Below are 23242 nucleotides of genomic sequence, written 5' to 3'. Positions count from 1 at the left end.
TCAGTTCGAGGACCGTTCAGGCCGCCGATCCGGATTCCCTCTCCTCGCCGCCGGGGGTCGGAGCGGGGAGCTTCTTTTGGGCCCTCTCCAGCTTCCCCTTGAGCTGACCGCAGGCCGCGGAAATATCCTGCCCCTTGCTCGTCCGGCGGATGGCGACGATGTTGCTGTCGAGCAGGCAGGTCTGAAAGGTCTCGATCGCCTCCGGGGTCGGGGCGCGAAAGGCCGATTCCCCGTGTTCGTTGAAGGGGATCAGATTGACCTTGGCCTTGATCCCGTGCAGCAGTTTGACGAGGCGCCGGGCATCGGCGAGGGTGTCGTTGATGCCGCGGATCAGGATGTACTCGAAGGTGATGCGCTGGTGCGGCTTCAAGGGGTAATGGCGGCAGGCGGTCATCAGCTCCTTGAGGGGGTAGCGGCGATTGACCGGCATCAACTGATCGCGAACCGCGTCGGTGGTGGCATTGAGGGAGACCGCCAGATTGACAGGGATGCGCCGCGCCATCTCGAGCATCTCCGGAATCAGGCCGCAGGTCGAAAGGGTCACCTTGCGGGTCCCGAAGCCGAACCCCTCGTCGAGATAGAGGATCTGCAGGGCGCGCACGACGTTGTCGAGGTTGTGCAGCGGCTCCCCCATCCCCATGAGGACGATGTTGTTGATCGGCCCGTCCTTGGCCACGGCGCAGACCTGATTGACGATCTCCGCCGTTTCGAGATTGCGCACCAGACCGAAGGTCCCCGTCAGACAGAAGGCGCACTGCATGGCGCAGCCGACCTGGGTGGAGATGCAGAGCGTCGTCCGTGTCCCCTCCATGGGGATGCGCACCGACTCGACGGTCTGGCCGTCGGATAAGCGAAAGAGGTATTTCTTCGTGCCGTCGACGCTCTGCTCGGTGACCTCCGGCTCCCAGTCGGAGATGAAGGCCCGGGTTTCCAGCGACTCCCGGAGATCCTTGGAGAGATCGGTCATGGCGGCAAAGGAGGTCACCCCCCGCTGGTAGATCCAGCGGACGATCTGTTTGGCGCGGAACTTCTCCTTGCCGAAGGCCTGGATGAAGGCGCCCAGTTCGTCAAGGTTGAGGCTCTTGATGTCTGTCTTGGTCATGAAAAAACGATCCGCAGCTGGCAAAAGGAGGAAATTTCCTGAGCACCCCCGATTCTAGCCGACCCGCCCGGCCGGCACAAGGTCAAACCGGCCGAAAGGAGTCCATGGAAGATCACCGCTTCGGCGATGAAGCGGGGGGGGGAGACAGGTCCCGGTTGCACTGGCTCCGGGCAAGGGATGACAAAAAACAGGCCCTCGGGATCGAATCCGGAGGGCCTGGGAGCCAGACGTCGTGAGCGAAGACCCTCCGGCCTAGAGAAGCTCGAGTCCGGAGAAGAAGTAGGGGATCTCGAAGGCGGCGGTTTCGGGGGCGTCGGAGCCGTGGGTGGCGTTGTTGCCGATGGAAGTGCCGAATTCCTTGCGCATGGTGCCGGCAGCCGCCTCGGCGGGGTTGGTGGCGCCCATCAGGTCACGCCACTTCTTGATGGCGCCCTTGGCTTCGAGAACCATGACGACGCAGGGCCCGCTGCTCATGAAATCGGTCAGTTCGCCGAAAAAGGGGCGCGCCTTGTGGACGTAGTAGAAGCCTTCGGCCTCGACCTTGCTCATGTAGAGTTTCTTGAGTCCGACGACCGTGAAGCCCTCGGCGTAGATGCGGGCGAGAATCTTGCCGGCGTGACCGGCGGCGAAGGCGTCGGGCTTGATGATGGCGAATGTTTTTTCCATGGTGCAAATTCCTCCGGTGACTTTTTCGATAAAGGGTACAGAAACCGTGGATACTTAGCACCGCTGACCAGGAATGTCAAGGATTTCGGCTCGCCATCGCAGCCCGCCGGCTGTTTTCAGCGGAATTCGATCTTGTAAAAGAGATCGACCCCGCTCTCCTCGCCCACGCTCGATTCCGCCTGCCAGTGCTCGCTGATGCTGTAGCGCAGGCCGACGACATTGCTGTTGGTGAACAGGGAATGCCCAAAACTGATATAGAGCTTGGGGTTGAGGTATTTGCCGAGCGTGACGACCGATTCGGTGACGTCGCCGTTGCCGGCCTGGATGTCGAGGACGTCGAGTCCCACGCGCCGCCGCAGACGGTCCTGCAGCACCGTCGACTCCCCCTTGGATAGGAGCGCTCCGGCCGCCACCAGAAGGAGGCTGGCCTGTCCGGCATCGCTCCCCATGGGGCGGCCGAGAACGATATAGGAGAGGACGTCCGTGTCCGGCATCACCGGATCGGAGTAGAGGGTCACCAGCGGGGACCGCGGGGTGCCGCTGACCCGTACCCCGGCCTTGACCTCCCCGACGGTGCGCAGAGCAAGGATGTCGAGGGTCGGCTGATCGACGGGGCCGCCGGCAAAGAGGAGGGTCCCCCGGCTGATGTTGAGCTTCATCCCGTAGGCCGAATAGGTCCCTTTGGCGACATGGATCTTCCCCCGGCCGCTGACGGCGTCGAGACTGCGGGCGTCGATAAGAACATCCCCTTCCAGGCGGGCGTCGATCCCTCCGAACTGAACCAGGACCCGGTCGCCGAGCACGACTCTCACCTCGAGATCGATCTCCACCGGTGCCGTCCGGCGGCTTTGGCCTGGACCATTGACCAGAACGACATCGGGGTGCTGGTGCAGGGGGGCCTGAGTCTGCCGTCCCCGAACCAGGAGCTCGGGAACATGGATCTCCCCGCGGACCTTCACCCTCTTCGCCGTTCCCTCGACGGTCAACTCGGGGCTGACCGCCAGTTGCAACTCCGGGAGGTTGACGACCAGAAAGCGCTCCCCACCCAGGGTGCCGTGGAATTCGGCGATCTCCCAGCGCTCCAGACGAAGCTCCCCCTCCCCCTTGAGGCTCCCCTCCCCGGAAAAGACTTCCAGGGAGAGGATGCGCAACCGGTCGCCGGCGAATTCGGCCTGCAGCCTCAGGTCGCGCAGTTCGATGCCGGCCCGGGGGAGATAGGCCCCGGCCCCGGTCAGACTCAGACCGCCGGAGAACTCAGGACTTTGCCAGGTGCCGCCGAGGGCAAGATCGAGAGTCAGGTCGCCGTGACTCTCCCGCAACAACCCCGGCAGGAGGGTGCCCAGAAGCCCCCGCTCCCTGAAGGTCCCTTCCACCTCTCCCCACAGGGCTCCCGCCGGAGGGATTCGGAGCGGCCAGACGGCCGGCAGGGGGATGGAGAAACTCCCGGCGAGCTGACCGTCCTCGGCCAGAACCAGGGCGAGATCGAGGACCAGGGCTTTTTTCCGCCAGCGCCAGTTGAACTCGCCGCTGCGCAGCGCCACCGTCACCGTCCCCTGCTCTTCCCAGGTAAGGAGTCCGCCGTCGACGGCTGCCTCGCCGGAGACGTCGAAGGTTCCGCCGGGGAAAAGCTCTGCCGTCAGGCCGCCGGAAAGAAGCCCGTCGACGGTGAGACCAGGGGGCGCCCAGTCCTTGAAAAGCGCCAGATCAAGACCGGTCCAATCGACTTGCAGAGCAAGGCTCTGCGGCAGGGCAAGTCTCCCCTTTTCGGCGGAATCCAGACGCCCGAACAGGTTCCCCCCGCCAGAGAGATCGAGATCCCACAGGGCCAGAAGTCCCTTGTCATCCCAGGAGAACTCAGCCTCGAGGTGCCGGGCTTCCAGGACCTTGGATTGATGCTCCAGGCGGCCGGCGGCGACGAGTTTTCCCTTGAGCACCAGGGTGCCGTCTTTCCTCCAGGCCCCTTCCAGGGCGCCGGAACTCTTGCCGAAAAGATGCAACTCCGGAAGCCATGGGTTGGCGCGATCCAGAGTCAAATCCTCCCATTGGGCCTCCCCCTCCCCCCGTCCTGAGGCCAGGTCGTAATCGCCGGCCACCTCGAGGCGCTCTCCCCGATCGCTGACCAGCTCCAGGGGGGTGAAACGCACGACATCGCCTCCGGCGGCAAGGGTCACCGGGGAGGCCAGACGCCAGCCCCCCTGTTCCTCATCCTTTCCTTCCAGACGCACCAGCTCTCCCGTCCAGCGCCCCTCGCTGTACCCGCCTTCGGCAACGATTTCCGCCTGGCCCTGCGGCCACTTCAGGTCAAGACGCACCCGGTGATCCTGGAGCAGGCCGTCTCCCTGAAGTTCGAGGCGGTCAAAAAGGAGGTTGCGGTAGCGGATTCCGCCGAGATCGGCATGGAGCGCGATGGGGCCTCCGGGAAGCGGTCGCTCGAGCTGCAGGGCTCCCCTGTCGACGGCCAGCCCGGCATAGGCGAGAGCTGTCCCCTGTCCCTGGAAAACTCCGGAGAGTTCCCCTTCCCTCCAGCGCAGCCACCCTTCCCCCCTCCCCCCCCCGACGGCTCCCGGCAGCAGGTCAGCCAGGCGAGGGAGGACCAGGGCGAAATCGATCCGCTCCTTGAGGCGCCCTGCGGCCGTCAGATCGACTCCCTCCCCATGGAGTTCGAGATGACGCAGGAGGAGATCCCCCCCGACGAGACGGGCGTTGAAGACGCCGAAGAGCGGATGGCCCCGGAGGATGCTCTCCTCCAGGGACCCAACGATCTCCAGCTGCGGAGGGAGATCTGGCGGAAAAAGGAGGGTGCTGGTGAGATTGAAATTGACCCGGCCGGTGAGGGGGGGAGAAAGGAGTCCCGGGTCGAGATTCTCCCCTTGAAGGGTCCCGGCGACGAGGAAGGGGCCGCTCCAGTCGAGAGAGAGTTCGCCGCCGACCCGGCCGGCCAGAAGAAGACCGTCGAGGTCGGACAGGGAGATCCCCTCCAGGCCGCCGGAGAGGCGCCCGGCGAGCTGGAGATCGCGCCAGGACTCACCGGAGTTGGCCAGGTCGAACTCCCCCTCGTAGCGTCCCGGCGTCCCGGCGATGTCGAGAACCCCGGACAGGGCGGTCGACACCCCGGTTTCCGGAGCGAGATCGACCGACAAAAGGCGCAATTGAGCCGCCAGGGGTTGATTTTCGCCGTCGAAGCGCGCCTGAAGCCGACCGCGCACCTCCCCCGCGGCGGCGCTCCGGGTGAGGAGAAGCTCCCGGAGTTCGCCCCCCGCTTCGCCGAGACCGAGTTCGCCGAGGAGATGCCAGGTCTCATCGCCTGCCAGGCGCATGTCCACCTGGAGAGGACCGGCAAGGAGTTCCTCCCCCCCTCCGGCGCCAAGGTCGACCTTCAGCCGGACCGACTCGATCCCTCCCGGGTTATCGGCCGGTTCCCCCAGCAAATCGGCACGGAGACTCGGCTTCGTTAGACCCGCACTCACCTCCCCCGAAACTCTTCCGTAGGGGGTTTGCGCCTCGAGACGCGAGAGGGCAAGGACGCCGTCCCGCAGCTCGAGGTGCAGCGTCGCTTCTTCGAGCACCAGCGGTTTTCCGCCGAGACCGTGGATCGTCACCCGGGAGAGTTGCAGCGACTCGAGCGTCCCTTCCAATCCCAGGGGCGCCCCGGAGACCAGGGGCCAGAGGGGCCGGGCCCCCTTGCCGCCGGAGACGGACCCGCCACCCTTGCCGAGACGGATTTCCAGATCCGCCACCTCCAGTTCCTCGATCGCCAGATTCCCCTGGAAAAGCTGCCGCGGATTCCAGTTCAGGCGAAGGACGCCGGTGGCGGCCTCTCCCCGGGGCCAGTTCACCCGCACATTTTCGAGGAGGAGTTCGTCGGCCAGACGCCCGGAGACGGATCCGGCGTCGATCTTCAGGGGAGTCCAGAGGGAGACGGCACGAAGGAGGGTGCGGGTCCCGTTCGTGGTGCCGACGAGCCAGGCGCCGCCGGTCAAAAGGGCGAGACCCACCAGCAGGAGAGCCAGCGCCAGGTATTTAAGCCCGGTTCTCACCATCCGAACCCCACGCTGACATGCACCCGGTAGGAAGGGTCGGCGACGCCGATCTGCCGGGCGATATCGATCTTGACCGGGCCGACCATGGTATAGCGCCGCACCCCGAGTCCGGCACCCCGGGCCCAGTCGATCTCAGTGACGGAATTGAAGGCGCTTCCGAGGTCGAAAAAGGCCGCCACTCCCCAGTTTTCACCGATGGGAACCTCGAGTTCGACGCTCCCCACCGCCAGATGCTCGCCTCCGATCACCTTGCCGCTGGCGTCCCGGGGGCCGACGGTCTGATAACCGTAACCGCGCACGCTCTGGTCGCCGCCGGCAAAAAAGCGCAGGGAGGCCGGAACTTCCGAGAGCGGCTCGTTTTTCAGGGTCGTCCCCCCTTGGGTGCGCAGCAGGAGTTTGAGCTGCCAGGGGAGAGGGACGACGGCATTTCCTCCGGCGAGAAACTGCAAGAGTCCGGTGTCCGAGCCGAGGCTCTGGTGGGTTCCCCGCCCTTCCAGGGAATAGCGGAACCCCCGCTTCGGCCGAATCGGATCGGCGTAACTGCGATGACTGAAACGCAGACCGGGGAGGATCAATCGCGACCGGGAGTCCTGTAGCCCGACGATGTAATCTTCCTGCAGAAGCCGCAGATAGACGGACCCGATGCGCCCGCGGCCGAAACCGTGCAGCCGCTCGATCTCGGCAAACAGGGAGCGGGTCTCGAAGGTGCTGATGCTCTCCCGCTCGAAGCCGGCGCGCAGCGCGGTCTGGGAATCCATATTCTTCAGGCCGGGGAGAATGTAGCTGGAGGTGAGGGACTGGCGGTGCTCGGAAATCCCCAGGTCGGCGGAAAACTCATGACCGCGGCGCAACACATTGAGATCCCGGTAATTGACGGACATGCGGGCGCCGGTGTCGGTGCCGTAACCGATTCCCGGGCGCAGGCGGCGGCGCGGCGAAGAAACCAGTTTCAGATTGATCGGCACCCGCAGATCCCGGGTCAGGTCGAGGCGGGGGGTGATGATCACCTCGCGAAAGCGGTCGGAGTCGAGGAAATTAAGCTGCGTCTGGCCGAGACGGGGATAGCTGAAGACGTCTCCTTCGGCGAAGGCGATATAGCGGCGCAAAAAACGTTCGGGATAATCGGGGGCGCCATGCATCAGGACCTCGCCGAAGAGATACCGCTCCCCCGTCGCCAGCTCGAGGTCGATTTCGGCGCGCCGCTCCTGACGGTTCAGGAGGATCCGATGGACGGCGAAGTCGGCGTCGAGATACCCGAGGTCGAGGGCGCGGGCCTTGAGCGTCCCCCTGGCCCTGTCGTAGAGGTCCTGACGCAGCACCTCGCCGGGAAGCAGGGGGAAATCGCCGACCAGCGACTGCAATCGGGGTTCGTTCTCCCCCGGCCCGCTGAGGCGGACCCGAACCGTCGTCAGCCGCACCGGCTCCCCCGGAACGACCGCAACCGTGAGAAGATAATCGTTCTCACCCCTGACCTGCAGGTCGGTGCTGACCTCGGCCTCGTAGAAACCGTAGGGCTCGAGGGCCCGACGGACCCGCTCGGGAACCTGTCGCACGAAGCGCTCCAGCCACAACGGCTCGACCCGACCGTCCCGCACCAGGTCGGGGGGGAGGACGAGGGCCGCCCGGACGTTGTCCAGGGCCGCCTCTTCAACGCCGGTCACGGCGATCTCCAGGGGGTCGGCTGCCAGGGTGGTCGCGGCCAGCAGCAGAAGGAGGAGAGCCGTCAGCAGCCCGAGGCGATTCCAGAAATTCCCGATCGACGACCGAAGAAACGATTGCATATGGGGGAAAGGGTATTTCATCCATGATCCGCTGAGGAGAGTGCCACTAAATCATACAACAAAAAATGTCGATGCCGGAAAATCCTCCCACTCTCGACTGCGAAGCCATGATGAATAATTGACAACGGCCAATCTTGTGTTTGATTTTGCCGATAACGAGGATACTCCCTCCGGTAAAAGCCGGCAGAAGGAGAGACTCCACCCCCAATCCGGGAGGTTCCCATGAAAATAGTCGATGTTCGCGAACGCGCCAAAGACCTCGGCCTGTCCCAGATAAGCCGCCTGAAAAAGGGGGCGCTGATCCGCAGCATTCAACTGGCCGAAGGAAATTTCGACTGTTACGGCTCCCCCGGCCGCTACGACTGCCAGCAGTTCAACTGCTGCTGGCGCCAGGACTGCCTGACACCCAACCCCGGTTAGCTCCCCCCCCACTGTCTGCGCAGCAAAAAGGGCCAGCCGCACGGCTGACCCTTCCCAATTCCCTGCCGGATACCCGGCATCATACCCTGGTGCGCAGGACCTCGAGAGCCTGACGCAGGGCCTGCCCGCGGTGACTGATGCGGTTCTTGATCTCCATGGGGAGCTCCGCCATGGTGCGCCCGTATTCCCGGACCAAAAAGAGCGGGTCATAGCCGAAGCCCCCTTCTCCCCGGGGTGAATCGAGGAGGAGACCTTCGACCTTGCCGAAAAAGACCCGGCATTCCCCTTCCCTGTTGCACAGGGCCATGGCGCAGCAAAAGGCCCCCTGACGATTCTCCGCGGGAACAGAGGCCAGAGTCTGCAGAAGCTTGGCATTATTGTCGGCGTCACTGGCCGTCTCCCCGGCATAACGGGCCGAATGAACCCCGGGGCGACCGTCCAGAACTGCGACCTCAAGCCCCGAATCGTCGGCCAGGGTCAGGCGTCCGGTGGCCCGGGCGACGGTCACGGCCTTTTTGCGGGCGTTGGCCTCGAAGGTGGCGCCATCCTCTTCGATTTCGGGGAGGTCGGGGAAGGCGTCGAGACCGAGAACGGTAATCCCGCTCCCTTCGAGAAGGGCCCGGATTTCCCGGAGTTTTCCCTGGTTGCGGGTGGCGACGACCAGCTCCATCTTCACCCCTCCAGGGCCCGGTCCTGCAGGACGGCGAGCTCCCGGCAACCGGCCAGGGCCAGATCGCGCAGGGCATCGAGTTCGGCGAGGGAAAAAGGCTCCTCTTCGGCGGTCCCCTGGACCTCGACGAAGCGCCCGGACCCGGTGATGACGAAGTTCATGTCGACGGCGGCGTGGGAATCCTCGCCGTAGTTGAGATCGAGAAGGGGGGAGCCATCGACGATGCCGACGCTCACCGCGGCGACGCTCTCCTTCAACGGCGAGGAGAGGAGCAACCCCTTGGCGACCAGACCGTTGAGGGCATCGGCGAGGGCGACGTAGGCGCCGGTGATGGAGGCGGTGCGCGTCCCGCCGTCGGCCTGCAGGACATCGCAGTCGATCTGGATGCTGCGTTCGCCGAGCGCCTCGAGGTCGACCACCGCCCGCAGCGAACGCCCGATCAGGCGCTGGATCTCATGGGTCCGCCCGCCGACCTTGCCGCGGCTCGACTCCCGGGGGGAGCGGCTGTGGGTGGCGCGGGGGAGCATGGAGTATTCGGCGGTCACCCACCCCCTCCCCTGCCCGCGCATGAAGGAGGGGACGCTCTCCTCGACGGTGGCGTTGCACAGGACACGGGTTTCCCCGAAGGAGACGAGGACGGAGCCCTCGGCATAACGGGTGAAGCCCCGCTGAAAAGTCACCGGCCGCAGCGCCGCCGCAGACCTTCCGTCGTTGCGATTCTTTTCATCGTTCATTATCAGCGAAACTCCTTCAATTCATCGACAAAAGATTTCAGACCGTTGAGCAGAGCCATGGCCAGCTCATCCTGCCCGGCCGGATCGGAGAGCCGGAGGTTGTCCCGGGGGTTGGACAGGTAGCCGACCTCGACCAGGACCGTCGGCAGATTGCCGCGCCCGAGAGGGAGGAGGGGGGCGCGGACGATGCCGTCGACGGAGATACCGGAGCGTTCCAGGGCGCCGCGGAGCTTTTGGGCGAGCTTCATGCTCCCCCCCTCTCCTTCGACGACCTCTCCGCCGGCGGCCTCATCCCGGGGACGGATCACCAGTGTGACGCCGCCCGGCCGGTCGCTGAACGACGCCTGGGCGTGGAGGAGGATCAGGGCATCGACATCGGGACGGGCCACCGCCTCGAGGCGCTGCTGCAGATTCAGGGCATAGTCGTCGTTGCGGGTGAGGTAGGTGGGGATCCCCATCTGCATCTTGATCAGCTTGTCCAGGCGCCGGGCGACGCCGAGAGTCACGGCCTTTTCCTTGAGCCCCTTGAGGCCGATGGCCCCCGGATCCTGGCCGCCGTGGCCGGGATCGAGAACGATCCCGCGCAGCGCCGGTTCGTCGGCCGACTTCTTCTTTCGCAGCACAAAGGCGAAGAGCCGGTCGAGGGGGGTCTCCCCCACGTCGGCCCGCACGGCGGAGGGTTTGAGATTGCGGTAGTAGACCGGCTCGTCGAGGAAGGCCGGGAGCTGCTCGTTGACGAAATCCTCGGCGACCCGCAGACGGCCATCGATGAAACGGGGTTGGTGGGCCAGGGGAATGAAGCTCTCCCCCTGGCGCAGGTAACGGCTGCCGGGAGAGATCACCGCCGCTCCCCGCGGCGTCTGGAGGGTGTAGACATGCCGCACCGAGTCCCAGTCCCCCTTCAGCTCGAGAACGGCCAGGACGTCGTCGATGGCCAGATAGGAGACCCCGTCGCGCAGATAGACCTCGGTGAGGGTCACCGGCGGACGACCCTTCAGGGCCAGCTCCACGGCGGCATCGGCGGAGAAGAGGGGGAGGAGGAGGAAAAACAGGAGCAGAAGAGAGCGCAGCATGGTCACCTCGGGAAAAAGCCGACATGTTTATACCCCAAGTCAACCGGGGCTGTCAATCGACCCCCTCTCAGGAGGGGACCAGTCGTTTGGGGCGGCAGGGGGTTTTCCCCAGGGTCTCCAGGAGGCGCCGGGCCAGGGTATTCTCCAGCTCCTTCTGCAGGGCCCGATCCCCCTGCAGGGGATGGATCTGGCCGCCGGCGGTCATCCCGTGCCCCCCGGCCGTGCCGAGGCCGGCAACGACCGCCTGGATCACCTCGCCGGCATTGACCGAGAGATCGGTGGTGCGCAGGGAGAGGATCTCCTTGTCCCGGTAGTTCCCCATCCCCAGCACCAGGGTCACCCCCTCCATGCGCATCAGGAAATCGGCCATCTCGGCGACCATGTCCGGATTGTCGATGGCGTAGAGATTGAATACCAGGAGATCGCCGTAGATGCGGGCACTCTCCAGGGCCTGGTTGAAACTGAGGAAGTACTCCCGCGGCGACTCGGGGTGGGTGATATTGAAGAGGATGCGGTTGTTGGCCAGGGGGAAAAGATGGAGGTAGGCTTCCCGGTCGGCCCGGGTCCACTCCCGTCCCAGGTCCTGGGTTTCGGACTTGATGGCGTAATAGAGCATGGTTGCCAGCTTGGTTCCGAGGTAGATCTCCTGGGCCTGCAGGTACTCGAAGAGGATGGTGGCGCAGGCGCCGTATTCGGGACGGACATCGACCCAGCGGCAGCTGTCGCAGATCTCCCGGGAGGGATGGTGATCGATGACAACGTGCACCGGGCGATCGACGGGATAGGAATTATTCCCGGTCCCCGGCTGGGTGTCGACCATGCAGACGACGGGAAAGAGGGAGAGGTCGAGCTCATCCAGCGGTATGGCCTTGATCTCCAGTTCGCTGACCAGGGCGCGATTTTCGCCGCGGCCGATGACGCCGCCGAAGGCGATGGTCGCCTCCTGCCCGGTCTTGAGGAGGAGAAGGTGCCCCAGAGCAAAGGCCGAGGCCAGGGAGTCGGGATCGGGGTTGTCGTGGGCGACGATGAGGATTCGCCCCTTGCCCCGCACCCACTCGATCACCTGATCGGAAAATTCCCTGGCTTTCTGCAGATCGATGGTCATGATTGATCCCCCCCCGGAAGCTTGGCTGCATAACGCTTGAGCAGCAGACTGTTGGTCACCACCGAAACGCTGGAGAAGGCCATGGCCAGCCCGGCGAATTCAGGCTTGAGAACGATCCCGAAGGCCGGGTAGAGAACCCCGGCGGCGATGGGAATGCCGACGATGTTGTAGAAAAACGCCCAGAAGAGATTTTGCCTGATCTTGGCGAGAGTCTTTCGCCCGAGGCGGATCCCCCGCTCCACATCGAGGATGTCCCCCTTGACCAGGACGATGTCCCCGGTTTCCTTGGCGACGTCGGTACCGCTGCCGAGGGCGATGCCGATATCGGCCTGGGCCAGCGCCGGGGCGTCGTTGATCCCGTCGCCGACCATCCCGACCACCAGTCCCTGCGCCTGATAGCTGCGGACCACGGCCTGTTTGTCCCCGGGGAGGACTTCGGCCTCGACAGCGTCGATTCCGAGGAGGGCTGCGACGGCCTGGGCGGCTTCCCTGCGGTCGCCGGTAATCATCACCGTCTTCAGACCCAGGGCGCGCAAACGGCGGACCGTCTCGGCGGCGTTGTCCTTGAGGGTGTCGAAAAGCCCGAGAACCCCGAGGAGGATTCCGTTGCGGGCGAGATAAATCAGCGATTTGCCCACGGCTCCCAGGGCGGAGGCCTCGGCGGAGAGGGGAGCGACATCGACCCCTTCGCGCTCCATCAGCCGCTGGTTGCCGGCCAGCAGCGTCCCGCCCTCGACCTCGGCGAGGAGGCCGTGTCCGGCGACTTCCCGCGCCCCGCTGACCGCCGGGAGCTCGATCCCTTCCCTCCTGGCTCGGGCGACGACACCCCTGGCCAGGGGATGGTTGCTGGTCGACTCGAGAGCCGCCGCCAGCCGCAGCAGCTCCCGGGGATCGCCGCCGGGAACGGGGATCAGGTCGCTGACGGAAAATTCCCCCGTCGTCAGGGTACCGGTCTTGTCGAGGAGGAGAATCTGGAGACGGGCTATATTTTCCAGGACCGAGGCCCGTTTGAAAAGGATGCCGGCGGAGAGCCCCACCGCGCTGCCGACCATGATCGCCGTCGGCGTCGCCAGACCCAGGGCACAGGGGCAGGCAATGACGAGTACGGCGATGGCCATCTTGAAGGCGAAAATAAAGGGGGCATCGAGCAGAAGGTACCAGACGAGAAAAGTCAGGACCGAGATTGATACCACCGCCGGGACGAAGCGGTTGGAGACGGCGTCGGCCAGACGCTGAATCGGCGCCTTGTCCCCCTGGGCGTCCTCGACCATGCGGACGATCTGAGCCAGCACCGTCTCTTCGCCGATCCGCGTCGCCTTCACCACCAGGCGGCCGGTCTGATTGATGGTGGCGCCGGTCACGGCATCACCGGGGGATTTGTCGCGGGGGACCGCTTCTCCGGTGACCATCGCCTCGTCGACCGCCGATTCCCCCTCGAGGACTTCGCCGTCCACGGGAATCTTCTCGCCGGCAAGAATCACCACCCGATCCCCGACCCTGACCCGGCCGACGGGGACGTCCTGCTCCCGGCCGTCAAGGAGCAACCGCGCCCGGTCGGGGCGAAGCTGCAGCAGCGCCTTGAGCGCCTGGCTTGCCCTCCCCTTGGCCCGGGCCTCGAGCCACTTGCCGAATCGGATGAAGGTGATCAGCATGGCGCCGGTTTCGAAAAAGACCGTCCCGGTGAGCCCGAAGACCCCCAAAAGGGCCGCCAGCGAGTAGCCGTAGGCGGCACTGATCCCCAGGGCGACCAGTACATCCATGTTGGCGCTGCCGTTTTTCAGGGATGTCCAGGCGCCACGGTAGAAGGTGAGGCCGGCGCTGAACTGAACGGAGGTGGCCAGGAGGGCGATGAGGTAGACGGTGGCCTCGCCCCAGGGGAGGAAGTACATCAGGGGGAGGATCGGCAGGGTCAGAAGAGCCGAAAGGATCAGCCAGCGGCGCTGGCTGCGGGCTTCGCTCTCCTCCTCGGCGCTCCCCCGCCGCGCCAGGGGCGCATAGCCGGCCTCCTCGACGGCGGAGAAGATCTCCTGCCGGTCGAGACGCTGCGGGTCGAAGACGACGGTTGCCGTCTCCTCGGCGAAATTGACCGTCGCCGCGCCCATCCCCGGCAGGCTCCGGAGTTTTTTCTCGATCGTTGCGGCGCAGGACGCACAATGCATCCCCTGAATGGCGAATTTCAGCCTGCCGTCCTCCCCCTGTGCCGCGGGAAGACGGGCAGGATAGCCGAGATCGGCGATCCTGGCGATCAGGGTCTCGGCACCGAGACGGTCGGGATCACAGGCGGCGACCAGTTTTTCGGTGGCGAAATTGACAGAGACCGACTGCACCCCCGCCAACAGGGCCACCCTCCGTTCGATGGTTCGGGCGCAGTTGGCGCAGCTCATGCCGCCAAGCTGCAGGGTGATGCGAACGGCCTCTCCTCCGGGCACGACCGACGGTTCAGGGAGGGGCGCCCCCTCTCCGGGGACCGCGGCGACCCGGAACCCCGCCTCCTCTATGGCGGCGGCCAGGGCCGGCCCGTCCACGGACAGCGGGTCGTGAAGGATCCGGGCGCAACAGCCGGCGAGATCGACCTCGACCGTCCCGACCCCGGCGAGGGGGGCAAGAGCCGCGTGAACCTTGCTTGCGCATTTCTGACACTTCATCCCCCGGACGGGGAGGACGGTCTCGATCATGGTCAGATCCTTCGATCCGGCTATCCGGCCTTCCTGCGATTGAGCAGCCGCACAAATGAGGCCTTGTCGCGAATCCCTTCAAAATCAGGGTCCTGCAGGGCATCGGCGAGAAACTGCGCCTCCTGGGCCGAAGCCTTCGCCAGCTCCCGCACCGCCTCCTGCACCTTGCCGCGCCGGGCGAAGACGCAGGCGCGGTTGTAGTAGGCCAGAGGGTAAGCGGCAGTCCGCTCGATAATGGCATCGAAACAGGAGAGCGCCTCGTCCAGCCGGCCGAGGTCCATAAGGACGTTCCCCTTGTTGTTCAGGGTGTAGATCGACTCGGGATCGCGGCTCAGACTTTCGTCCAGAGCCACCAGAGCCCCCGCCGGATCGCCGAGTTTTTCCAGTATCACCCCGCGGTAGAAGGGGGGCTCGGGACTCTCGGGTTCGAGCTTTTCGGCGGCGTCGAGCGACTCCAGGGCATCGGCAAAACGGCCGAGGTCGGTGAAGAGGTTCGCTCGTTCGATATAGGCCTCGTAAAACTCGGGATCGATGGCCAGCGCGGCGGAAAATTCCTGCAGCGCCTCATCAGGGCGATGGAGACGGGCCAGGGAGAGGGCGCAATTGTAGTGATAGGTCGGAATCTTGTCGTCCTTGGCCATCGCCTTGCGGTAGGTGGCCACCGCCTCCTCGTCGCGGCCGAGACCGCCGAGGGCGAAGCCGAGGCCGTTGAGGGAAGCGGGATCGGAAGGGTTAATCTCGAGGGCCTTATGAAAACTGCCGACCGCCTCTTCGAAGCGGCCGAGCCGGTTGAGGGCATACCCCTTGTTGTAGTAGACGTCCGGAGCATCGGGCATCCGCCGCAGGGCCTGGTCGTACATCTGCAACGCCTCTTCGATCCGCCCCAGTTCATCGAGGGCGTTCCCCATGTTGATGTAGGCCTCGGGGAAATCCGGCTGCAGTTCGAGGCTGCGGCGGAAATGTACCAGGGCCTCCTCATACGCCTCGATGCGATCGAGGAGGACTCCGTAGTTGTGGTGGATGGCGCCGTTTTTCGGATCGAGACGCAGGGCTTTCTGATAGAGAGCCAGGGCCTTGGGGTTGTCGTCGAGATTGGAGGCGGCTACGGCACAGATATTGAGAGCCTCCACGTCGAGGGGATGACTCTCGAGATACTCCTCGGCCAGATCGAGGGCGGTCAGGTCGTCTCCCCGGTCGAGGGCGAATTGCGCCATCTCCAGGGTTTCATCGTCCTCTTCTTCCAGATATTCTTCGAATTCCTCGTCCATTGCGGCTCCGGATCAATTGATGATGGATCGCCCCCGGGGGCAGAACGGGGTACTATAGCAGACCCGATCAAGGGATGCACTCGTTTCTTGCCTCCTGCGGCCCAAGAGGGGCGCCGAACCGCCCCGGGACAAACGAAATTTCGCGGTTACAATTTAAGGGAACCAACCCCAGGGGAACCGGGACTACAGGACAAGGCAGGGGCGGCTTGTTATCAGAATAACACGCGCGGCAGAAAAGGAGACAGCCATGAAGAAACAGACCCAGGAGATCCTCAAGGAGTGCCTGCTCCACGAAAAGGAGGGACTCGATTTTTACCGCGAAGCGGCCTCCCGAGTGACCAGGGAACGGTCGCGGAGGGCTCTGGAAACCCTCATCGCAGAAGAGCAGGGACACATCGAAAGTCTCTTTTCCCGTTACAGCGGAGAAGAGATCGGCGATGTCCGCTCCTTTCTCGCCCTCCCCCCCCACATCGAGTCCCCCCTGATCAAGGCCCTCGAAACGGGGCTCGACCCGGAGATTGCCAGCCGCAGGGTCATGGAACTGGCGATGCGCCTCGAAGAAGAGAACCGCGATACCTACCGCAGTCTCGCCGCGGCCTGCAACGACCCCGAAATCAGGACGGTTTATGAGAAGCTGGCGCGGGACGAAGACCGCCACTACCAGATCGTCGAATCGGAATACGCCCATATGATGGCGATGGTGCACGAGACCGATATCGACACCTACGTGCGGGAATAGAACAGGGAGAAGGGAGAAGGGAGAAGGGACCGCCACGGAGGGGCGGTCCCTTTGACGTTAGGAGCCTGCGATCTGCAAGGACTGTCCCCCCGGACGCGTCCGGGGTGTTTCGGGGGCCTCAACGAGGTCTCCGGTGGAGAAGAAGGTCATCGTTTCGAGGAGCTGCATCGACTGGCTGGAGAGTTCTTCCGAGGTGGCCGCCAGTTCTTCGGCGACGGTGGCATTCTGCTGGATGACCAGGTCGAGCTGCCCGATGGCCTTGCCGATCTGCCCGGCCCCCATCGTCTGTTCCCTGCTGCCGGCGGCGATCTCCTGCACCAGTTCCGCGGTCTTCTGAATGTCGGGAACCATCGCTTCGAGCATCAGGCCGGCCCTGGCCGCCACATCGACGCTCGAGATCGACAGCCCGTTGATTTCCACCGCCGCCAGCTGGCTGCGCTCGGCCAGCTTGCGCACCTCGGCGGCAACGACCGAAAATCCCCGGCCGTGCTCCCCGGCCCGCGCCGCCTCGATGGCGGCGTTGAGGGCCAGGAGGTTGGTCTGCCGGGAGATCTCCTCGACGATCATGATCTTTTCGGCGATCTGCTTCATCGCCGTCATGGTGTCGCCCACCGCCTCCAGGCTCGCCTCGGCGTCCCCGGCGGCCTTGACGGCGAGCTGCTCGGTCTTCCGGGCATTTTCGGCATTCTGGCGGATGTTTGCCTCCATCTGCTCGATGGAGGCCGCCGCCTCCTCGGCCGCCGCCGCCTGCTCGGTGGCCCCCTGGGACATCTCCTGCGAAGCGTCGTTGAGGGCCCGGCTTCCCGAGGTGACGTTTTCCATCGCCCCCTTCACCTCGCCGATAACGTTATTGAGCGTCCCCACCATGTTGCCGAGGGCCAGCCCGAGCTGATCCTCCTCCGACGCCCTCACCACCGTCACCGCCAGATTCCCCCGGGCGATCTCCTCGGCCAGTTCGGCGGTGCGATGCAAATGCTCCGACATGCCGTCGAGCGCCGTTGCAAGCTGGCCGATTTCATCCCGCCGCTGCAGGTTGAGCCGGCAGGTAAAATCGCCCTTGGCCACCCTCTTGACCACCGCCGCCACCTGCTGCACCGGGCGGCTCAGAGTCCTGGCGAAGAGGGAGGCGGCAAGACAGGCCAGAAGAGCCAGCACCGCCGAGCCGGTGAGGATCGACTTCTCCATGGCGCTGAAGGACGCACCGACCCGGGTCGCGGCGCCGAGAACCTCCTCCTCGGCAACGGCGGCGCCGATGACCCAATTCAGGGGGGGGTAATAGGTGAAGCGATACATCATGCGATGCTTTTGGCCGTCCAGGGGATTGACCAGATCGAGCCACAATTCGCCGTATTCCCCTTGAGGAAGAGACAGGGCCCGATCGACGAGGGGCTGCAGAAAGGGAGTGCCGCCGCTGTCCTCCTCGGGAAGGGGAAGGGCCTTCCCGCCTGCTCCCGTCGGACTGGCGGCAAAGCCCTCGGACCGGCCGTCGGCGACGGAAACAGCCCAGATATATCCCAGTTCGCCGATGCGCAGCTGCTGCAGGCCGTTGACAAACCGCGAAAAGGCCGCCGCCTCCCCCTGGAGATCGTAGAGGCTCTCCAGTTCGTCGACGAAGACCCCCGGGGCAATGATCAGGTCGAGGGGTTGGAAATAGCGGTAGTAGACGGCCTTGTCACGCCCGGCGGTGACACTGTGATAGGTGATGAACCCTTCCTTCTTGTCCCGCATTTCATCGATGTGCGCCTCCCCTGCCAGGGACGTTCCTTCACTCTTCGGATGAACCGTCAACACCCCCTGGCTGTTCAGGCCGAAGGCATAGCCGCTGCCGCCGATGCGGGGAGAGAGGATTTCGCGCCGAATCGCCTCCTGCGCCGCGCCCCCCGATTCGCGGCGGTGAATCGCCTCGACCCTCTGGTAGAGACTGTCGGCCAGGGAACGGAGATAGTTCCTTACCGCCGCCTGGCGCTGCTCTTTCAGGGCGGCCTGATTGGCGTCGGCCAGGCGCAGAAGTCCGGCAATCGTATGCTCGAGATCGGCGTCTACCATCCGCTCGGCGGCGGCGACCGTTTCCTCCTGGGCCTTCATGGAATAGTGGGTGGTCAGGGCCAGAACCACCAGGAGCGGAAGGAGAGCCGCTGAGACGACGATGCCGATCATTTTCCACTGGAATGACATGAAACAACTCCTAGAAATAATCCGTTGCGGACCGGGGGGCATCCCGGCCGGAGTGCCGCAAGACTTGCAAAAAATAATCCCAAATGTCGGCCGTCCACATTATTTTAATCAAACCATAAAAACCCGCAAATACGGACCCTTGGGCTTTTCTTTCAGCGGATGAAGGGCCAGGTTTCCCTCTCTTTCCCCGGGGGTGGTCAAAATTGGTCACTTTCCCCTCTAACTCGCCAGATCCGCCGGGAGATCCTCCTCTTTGGACAGAAACCGGGCCCGGCGCTCATCGAGAACGGCGAGGATGGCCGCCGTGGCCGGCAGCAGCTCCCCCTCGACAAAAAAGTACCCGCCGAGAAGTCCCCGCAGATCCTCGGTGAGGATCCGGGTGACGGTGGAGCTCCCGGCAATGGGCGGCATATGGCCGAGATGCACGGGAACCCCGGAAGCGGCGAAATAGGTGCCGATCGTCAGGGCCTTCTCCGTGGTCCACTCCGGCGCCGAACCGACCACCGGCAGCTCCGAAACGTCGAGATCGAGGCGCTCGGCCAGGTCGCTGAAGAGGACCAGCAGCCGCGAACAGTCGACGCAGGATCCCATGTGCAGCACCGGCGGGAGGTTGTGGCGTCGGCAGAAGTCGCGCAGCCCGGCAGCGGCCTGGTCGGCCACCTCCAGCCCCATCAGGCCGGCCTTGGCCACGGCGATGGCCGAGCAGCCGGTGCCGACAACCAGGACCCCCTCCCGGATCAGTTCCCGGGCCAGACCGACGTGGAGGTAGTCCTGGGTGATTTTGGGATTGTTGCAGCCGACGATGCCGACGATCCCCCGGATGGTGCCGTCGGCCAGGGCCACGGCCAGGGGGTGCAGATCCCCCCCGAGGTGACGGGAGAGCTCCTCGACGCCGTAGCCGACCCGCGCCTCCATCACCTCCTGGGGAATGGAGACCTTGGCGGGGTTGCGGTCGGAAAAGGCGGCGATGGCGGTGCGCACCACCTCTTCGGAAACCCGGCGGGCGTTCTGCTCGTCGTACTGGATATGGATCGCCCCGGGAAACATCGCCTGGTCGCTGGTGGTGATGAAACGGGTGTGAAAACAACGGGTGAGGTTGACCATCGACGGCAGGATGCACTGGACGTCGACCACCACCGCCTCGATGGCGCCGGTCATCACCGCCAGTTCCTGGTGCAGGTGATTCCCCGCCACCGCCACCCCCTTGCGCATCAGGACCTCGTTGACGGTGCAGCACATGCCGATGACCTTGACCCCCTTGGCGCCGTGCTCCCGGGCGACCGCCTGCATCTCTTCCCCGAGGGAGCAGTCGATGAGTTTTTCGGAAAAGATCGGCTCGTGGCCGTGGACGAGGATATTGACATAGTCGGCGTCGATCACCCCCAGGTTGGCCTGGGCCGCCTTGGCCCGCGGCGTGCCGAATAGGACATCCTGGAGCTCGGTGGCGATCATCGAACCGCCCCAGCCGTCGGCCAGGGCGCAGCGCACCCCCTGGATCAACAGCGAGAGGGGATCGTGGTCGGTGCCGAAGGTGGTGCGGTGCAGCACATCCACCGGCTCCCGGTCGATGCTCCGCGGCAGGAACCCCGGGCGCCTCCCGGTAGAGGCGGCAATTTCCGTTTCGAGCCTTTGGAAGCGCTCCTGGCGGCGGGCCGGCATGTAGCGCTGGAGAAAGCGGATCGGCTCGCCGTCCTGTTTGCCGAAGCACTCAAGGGAGACCTCGGCCACCTCCCCGGCCACCTCCAGGAGGCTGAGCCCCTCGACGGCGATGCCGAGCCGGGCGGCGACGGCCAGGAGTTTCTCCGGATCCTTGATCCCGTAGTCGGCGTTGTGCCCGGCGGCGATCTCCCGGAGGAGGATGGCCGGCTTGCGGCCGTGATCCGAATGGGACGAGGCGCCGGCGGCGATCATCCGGATGAGGTTGCGGGCGACGATGGTGTCGGCATCGGCCCCGCACACCCCCCGGTCGGGCTTCTTCCCCGAGGGATTGATCCGGCAGGGGCCCATGGAACAGATCCGGCAGCAGACCCCCGTCTGCCCCATGCGGCACTGGGGCTGCTGCTGCTTCAAGCGGTCCCAGACGGTTTCGTACCCCTCCCGGTCCGCCACGGCCAGCATGGCCAGGGCGGCGGGATCGACACTTCGAACATCCTCGAGTTTGCTCATGATAAGGCTCCTTTGCTGCGTCTCCGGGAAAAAGTCGGCCGCAAAGGACGTCCGGTCCTCCACCCGTCATCATTTCCCTCGGCCAGAAAAGCACAGGCCATGATCGCCGACAATGGATACTTACCGCCCCTGTAAGATATGACAGGTCCCACAAAGGAAAGGATGAGTTACTCTCTTCCCCACTGATTTTAAAAGATTTTTTCCTTTCACAAGCCGTCTACTTCCCGCCGCAGGACAAACCGCCGCAAAGTTCCGACATTTCTTCAACCGCACTCAAAGGAGGTATCCCAGTGAAGGCCGTCATCATCAACTGTCTCGAGAGCATGATCAGCGAAGGGTACGGCAAGCCCAAGTGGGAGGCGACCCTGGTGAACGCCGGGTTGCCCGGCAACACCCGTTTTCTCGCCAGCCAGGACATCGACGACCGCGTCGCCATGAAAATTTTCGACGCCACCTGCACCACGCTCAACATCAGCAAACGCCAGGCCTCCGAAGCCTTCGGCGACTACTGGGTCAACGAGTTCTGCCAGAGGATCTACAAGGCCTACTTCCGCGGCTCCAAAACCGCCCGGGAACTGCTGCTGAAGATGGATCAGATCCACGAGAACGTGACCATGAACATCGAATCGGCGCGCCCCCCCCGCTTCGGCTACAAGTGGAAGGACGACAACACCCTGCTGATGGAGTACCGCTCCGGCCGCGGCATGATCGACTACCTGGTCGGCCTCGTCCAGGGGGTGGGGAAACACTTCCGGGAAAATCTCCGCGTCCGCAAGCTCAGCGAAAGCCAGCTGGAAATCACCTTCCCGGCCTGACGACTCTTTGAAAGAGAATGCAAAAAGGGCAATGGCCGGAACGCGTGTTCCGGCCATTGCCCTTTTTTGTTCCCCTCTCCCGGAATCGCTGCCGGTTGAGCGCAGTTTATTTTTCCAGAGGAAGTCCGCCGCGACGCCACCCTGCCATGTGCCCATCAAGGAGCTCGATGTCAGGATATCCGGCCAGCTTCAGGAGGGAGACGGCGATCTGGGCACGGGGGCCGTGTTCGCAGGTCACCACGAGCGACGTCTTTTTGTCCCCGGGGAGGGGGGAGAGGCGCAGCAGAATCCGCCAGGCAGGGGTATGGAGCGCCCCGGGGATATGCCCCGAGCGGAATTCGAAGCCACTGCGCACGTCGATGACGCAGGGCGCCGAGTTGCTCTTGATTTTCTTTGCCAGTTCCTTGGCCTGCATCCTGTCTCCTGTAAAAAAAATTGCGACGGACGGCGGATGAATCAATTTTCGGGGGGAAAGGCCGCTCCGGGGCAGCCGGTCTGGCGGGCGTGGCTTTCATCCTCGGGGTAGGCGCGGCAGTGGTCGGGCTTGATCGCTTCGATGGTGCAGCCAAAGCCGCCGCCGTCGGGGAGCTCGGCAAGCCAGGGACAGCGCTCGACGTCGTCCCGGGTGAGGGGATCGACCCAGGCGAGGTGCAAAACGTTCCCCCGGCCGAGGTCGAGACTCTCGATCCGGGAGAGGATGTCCGGCCGCCCGGCTCCCCTCCAGCGGGCGAGGTCGGCCGCCGAGACGCAGCCGGCAAAGGCGTCGACCAGGGTGAGACAGCAGTGCCCGCAGCGCCGGCAGTTAAAGGGGGGCGTACCCATTCCCCTCCTCCGGAGCGGCCTCGGCAACAATCTCCTCCCCCGGTTCTTCGAGGGAGACCCGGCCGATCCTCCCGCCGCGCAGATCGCGGAGAAAGGCCTCGCCGGCCCGCTGCAGGTTGATCTCTCCGCCCCCGACCAGGCAGCCGCGGCGGCGGCCGATCTCCTCGAGAGCGGCCGTGGGGCTCTCAGGAAGTGCCTGCAGGTCGTAGCGGGCGCAGAGGAGATCGGGATAGCGGCGCATCATGAAGGCGACGGCAAAAAGTGCGACATCGGCATAGTCGATGGCGCTGTCGCCGATGGCGCCGCTGGTCGCCAGCCGGTAGGCCCCCCGCTGATCGCTCATGACCGGCCAGAGGAGTCCCGGGGTATCGGAAAGGAAGATGCCGTTGCGCAGGTCGATCTGCTGCGGGCAGGTGGTGATGGCGGGTTTGTCGCCGATGCGCGCCATGCGCTTGCCGGCCAGGGTGTTGATCAGGGTCGACTTGCCGACGTTGGGAATCCCCATCACCATGACCCGCAGCGACTTCCACGGCTTGCCGGGACGGGAGACCATCCCCCGGCAAAGAGTGGGGATGTGGGCGACCTCGGTGCGCTGCTTCGCTTCGAGGGGGAGGGCCCGCACATTGGACTCCTCTTCGAAATGACGCACCCAGGCCCGGGTGACTTCCGGGTCGGCGAGGTCGTTCTTGTTGAGGATCTTGATGCAGGGTTTGACCCCCCGCAATTTGGCCAGGAGGGGGTTGGAACTGGAGGCGGGGAGACGGGCGTCGATGACCTCGATGACCACGTCGATGGTGGCCATCACCTCGATGATCTGACGGCGGGCCTTGGCCATGTGCCCCGGGTACCATTCTATTTTCATCGGAACTCTCGCGTGTTGCGTTAACAAAAGGAAAAATCCAGCGAACGGACATCCTAGCACAGTCGGCGAGCAAAATGGCGGATTTTCCGGGGAGCGGCACGAGGAGCCCCGGAGAGGGGTCGCAGCGAC

18 protein-coding genes are annotated in these 23242 nt (G+C 64.7%); 3 read left to right on the top strand and 15 right to left on the bottom strand.

Annotated features, from left to right (window positions below; all coding sequences use genetic code 11):
* Positions 1–16: 16 nt before the first annotated feature.
* From rlmN to DSOUD_RS05865, 4 genes are all read right to left on the bottom strand, one after another.
* Positions 17–1102 carry a dual-specificity RNA methyltransferase RlmN gene (gene rlmN, locus DSOUD_RS05880; RefSeq protein WP_053550130.1) on the bottom strand — a complete coding sequence of 362 codons (1086 nt, stop codon included), beginning with the start codon at positions 1100–1102 and terminating at the stop codon, positions 17–19.
* A 252-nt stretch (positions 1103–1354) separates the two neighbouring features.
* The gene (gene ndk, locus DSOUD_RS05875; protein ID WP_053550129.1) at positions 1355–1768 is read right to left on the bottom strand and encodes a nucleoside-diphosphate kinase; all 414 of its coding nucleotides are present in this window, start codon (positions 1766–1768) and stop codon (positions 1355–1357) included.
* A 116-nt stretch (positions 1769–1884) separates the two neighbouring features.
* Entirely contained in the window at positions 1885–5808 is a 3924-nt protein-coding gene (locus DSOUD_RS05870) for a translocation/assembly module TamB domain-containing protein (RefSeq protein WP_053550128.1), read from the bottom strand.
* On the bottom strand, positions 5802–7610 hold the full coding sequence (locus DSOUD_RS05865) for an autotransporter assembly complex protein TamA (protein WP_053550127.1): 1809 nt from the start codon (positions 7608–7610) through the stop codon (positions 5802–5804). The genes DSOUD_RS05870 and DSOUD_RS05865 overlap by 7 nt, the downstream gene beginning before the upstream one ends.
* A gap of 201 nt (positions 7611–7811) precedes the next feature.
* On the opposite strand from DSOUD_RS05865, the gene DSOUD_RS05860 reads away from it, so the two are divergent.
* Positions 7812–8009 (top strand): hypothetical protein, encoded by a 198-nt coding sequence (locus DSOUD_RS05860; RefSeq protein WP_053550126.1) that lies wholly within the window; start codon positions 7812–7814, stop codon positions 8007–8009.
* Between the two features lie 79 nt (positions 8010–8088).
* On the opposite strand, the gene DSOUD_RS05855 is transcribed toward DSOUD_RS05860, so the two are convergent.
* The 6 genes from DSOUD_RS05855 to DSOUD_RS05830 all read right to left on the bottom strand — a co-directional run bounded on the left by DSOUD_RS05855 (position 8089) and on the right by DSOUD_RS05830 (position 15534).
* A complete protein-coding gene (locus DSOUD_RS05855) occupies positions 8089–8679 on the bottom strand; it encodes an XTP/dITP diphosphatase (RefSeq protein WP_053550125.1) in 591 nt (196 codons plus the stop codon).
* Between the two features lie 2 nt (positions 8680–8681).
* Complete coding sequence (gene rph, locus DSOUD_RS05850) at positions 8682–9413, bottom strand: ribonuclease PH (protein ID WP_053550124.1); 732 nt, start codon at positions 9411–9413, stop codon at positions 8682–8684.
* Positions 9414–9415: 2 nt separating this feature from the next.
* Positions 9416–10486 carry an N-acetylmuramoyl-L-alanine amidase family protein gene (locus DSOUD_RS18985; protein WP_053550123.1) on the bottom strand — a complete coding sequence of 357 codons (1071 nt, stop codon included), beginning with the start codon at positions 10484–10486 and terminating at the stop codon, positions 9416–9418.
* A 67-nt stretch (positions 10487–10553) separates the two neighbouring features.
* Positions 10554–11591, bottom strand: coding sequence for a DHH family phosphoesterase (locus DSOUD_RS05840; protein ID WP_053550122.1), 1038 nt, complete (start codon positions 11589–11591; stop codon positions 10554–10556).
* Positions 11588–14266: a heavy metal translocating P-type ATPase gene (locus DSOUD_RS05835; RefSeq protein WP_198300373.1), complete on the bottom strand. Its 2679-nt coding sequence runs from the start codon at positions 14264–14266 to the stop codon at positions 11588–11590. The genes DSOUD_RS05840 and DSOUD_RS05835 overlap by 4 nt, the downstream gene beginning before the upstream one ends.
* Positions 14267–14286: 20 nt before the next feature.
* On the bottom strand, positions 14287–15534 hold the full coding sequence (locus DSOUD_RS05830; protein ID WP_053550121.1) for a tetratricopeptide repeat protein: 1248 nt from the start codon (positions 15532–15534) through the stop codon (positions 14287–14289).
* Positions 15535–15781: 247 nt separating this feature from the next.
* On the opposite strand from DSOUD_RS05830, the gene DSOUD_RS05825 reads away from it, so the two are divergent.
* Positions 15782–16273 carry a ferritin family protein gene (locus tag DSOUD_RS05825; RefSeq protein ID WP_053550120.1) on the top strand — a complete coding sequence of 164 codons (492 nt, stop codon included), beginning with the start codon at positions 15782–15784 and terminating at the stop codon, positions 16271–16273.
* Positions 16274–16330: 57 nt separating this feature from the next.
* Here DSOUD_RS05825 and DSOUD_RS18825 read toward each other — a convergent pair whose 3' ends face one another.
* Together DSOUD_RS18825 and cooS are read right to left on the bottom strand one after the other, a co-directional pair.
* Positions 16331–18448 carry a methyl-accepting chemotaxis protein gene (locus DSOUD_RS18825; RefSeq protein ID WP_053550119.1) on the bottom strand — a complete coding sequence of 706 codons (2118 nt, stop codon included), beginning with the start codon at positions 18446–18448 and terminating at the stop codon, positions 16331–16333.
* A gap of 219 nt (positions 18449–18667) precedes the next feature.
* Entirely contained in the window at positions 18668–20614 is a 1947-nt protein-coding gene (cooS, locus tag DSOUD_RS05815) for an anaerobic carbon-monoxide dehydrogenase catalytic subunit (protein WP_053550118.1), read from the bottom strand.
* Positions 20615–20904: 290 nt separating this feature from the next.
* On the opposite strand from cooS, the gene DSOUD_RS05810 reads away from it, so the two are divergent.
* Positions 20905–21429: a heme NO-binding domain-containing protein gene (locus tag DSOUD_RS05810; protein WP_053550117.1), complete on the top strand. Its 525-nt coding sequence runs from the start codon at positions 20905–20907 to the stop codon at positions 21427–21429.
* A gap of 106 nt (positions 21430–21535) precedes the next feature.
* On the opposite strand, the gene DSOUD_RS05805 is transcribed toward DSOUD_RS05810, so the two are convergent.
* From DSOUD_RS05805 to ylqF, 3 genes are read right to left on the bottom strand one after another with little or no spacing between them, the layout of a single operon-like run.
* A complete protein-coding gene (locus DSOUD_RS05805) occupies positions 21536–21844 on the bottom strand; it encodes a rhodanese-like domain-containing protein (RefSeq protein ID WP_053550116.1) in 309 nt (102 codons plus the stop codon).
* A 41-nt stretch (positions 21845–21885) separates the two neighbouring features.
* Positions 21886–22251 (bottom strand): YkgJ family cysteine cluster protein, encoded by a 366-nt coding sequence (locus tag DSOUD_RS05800; protein ID WP_053550115.1) that lies wholly within the window; start codon positions 22249–22251, stop codon positions 21886–21888.
* Positions 22232–23113 carry a ribosome biogenesis GTPase YlqF gene (gene ylqF / locus DSOUD_RS05795; protein WP_053550114.1) on the bottom strand — a complete coding sequence of 294 codons (882 nt, stop codon included), beginning with the start codon at positions 23111–23113 and terminating at the stop codon, positions 22232–22234. Before ylqF ends, DSOUD_RS05800 begins: the two co-directional genes overlap by 20 nt.
* Positions 23114–23242 lie beyond the last annotated feature (129 nt).

Source organism: Desulfuromonas soudanensis (assembly GCF_001278055.1).
Taxonomy (GTDB): domain Bacteria; phylum Desulfobacterota; class Desulfuromonadia; order Desulfuromonadales; family WTL; genus Deferrimonas; species Deferrimonas soudanensis.
This window is presented reverse-complemented; position numbering and strand designations above follow the sequence as displayed.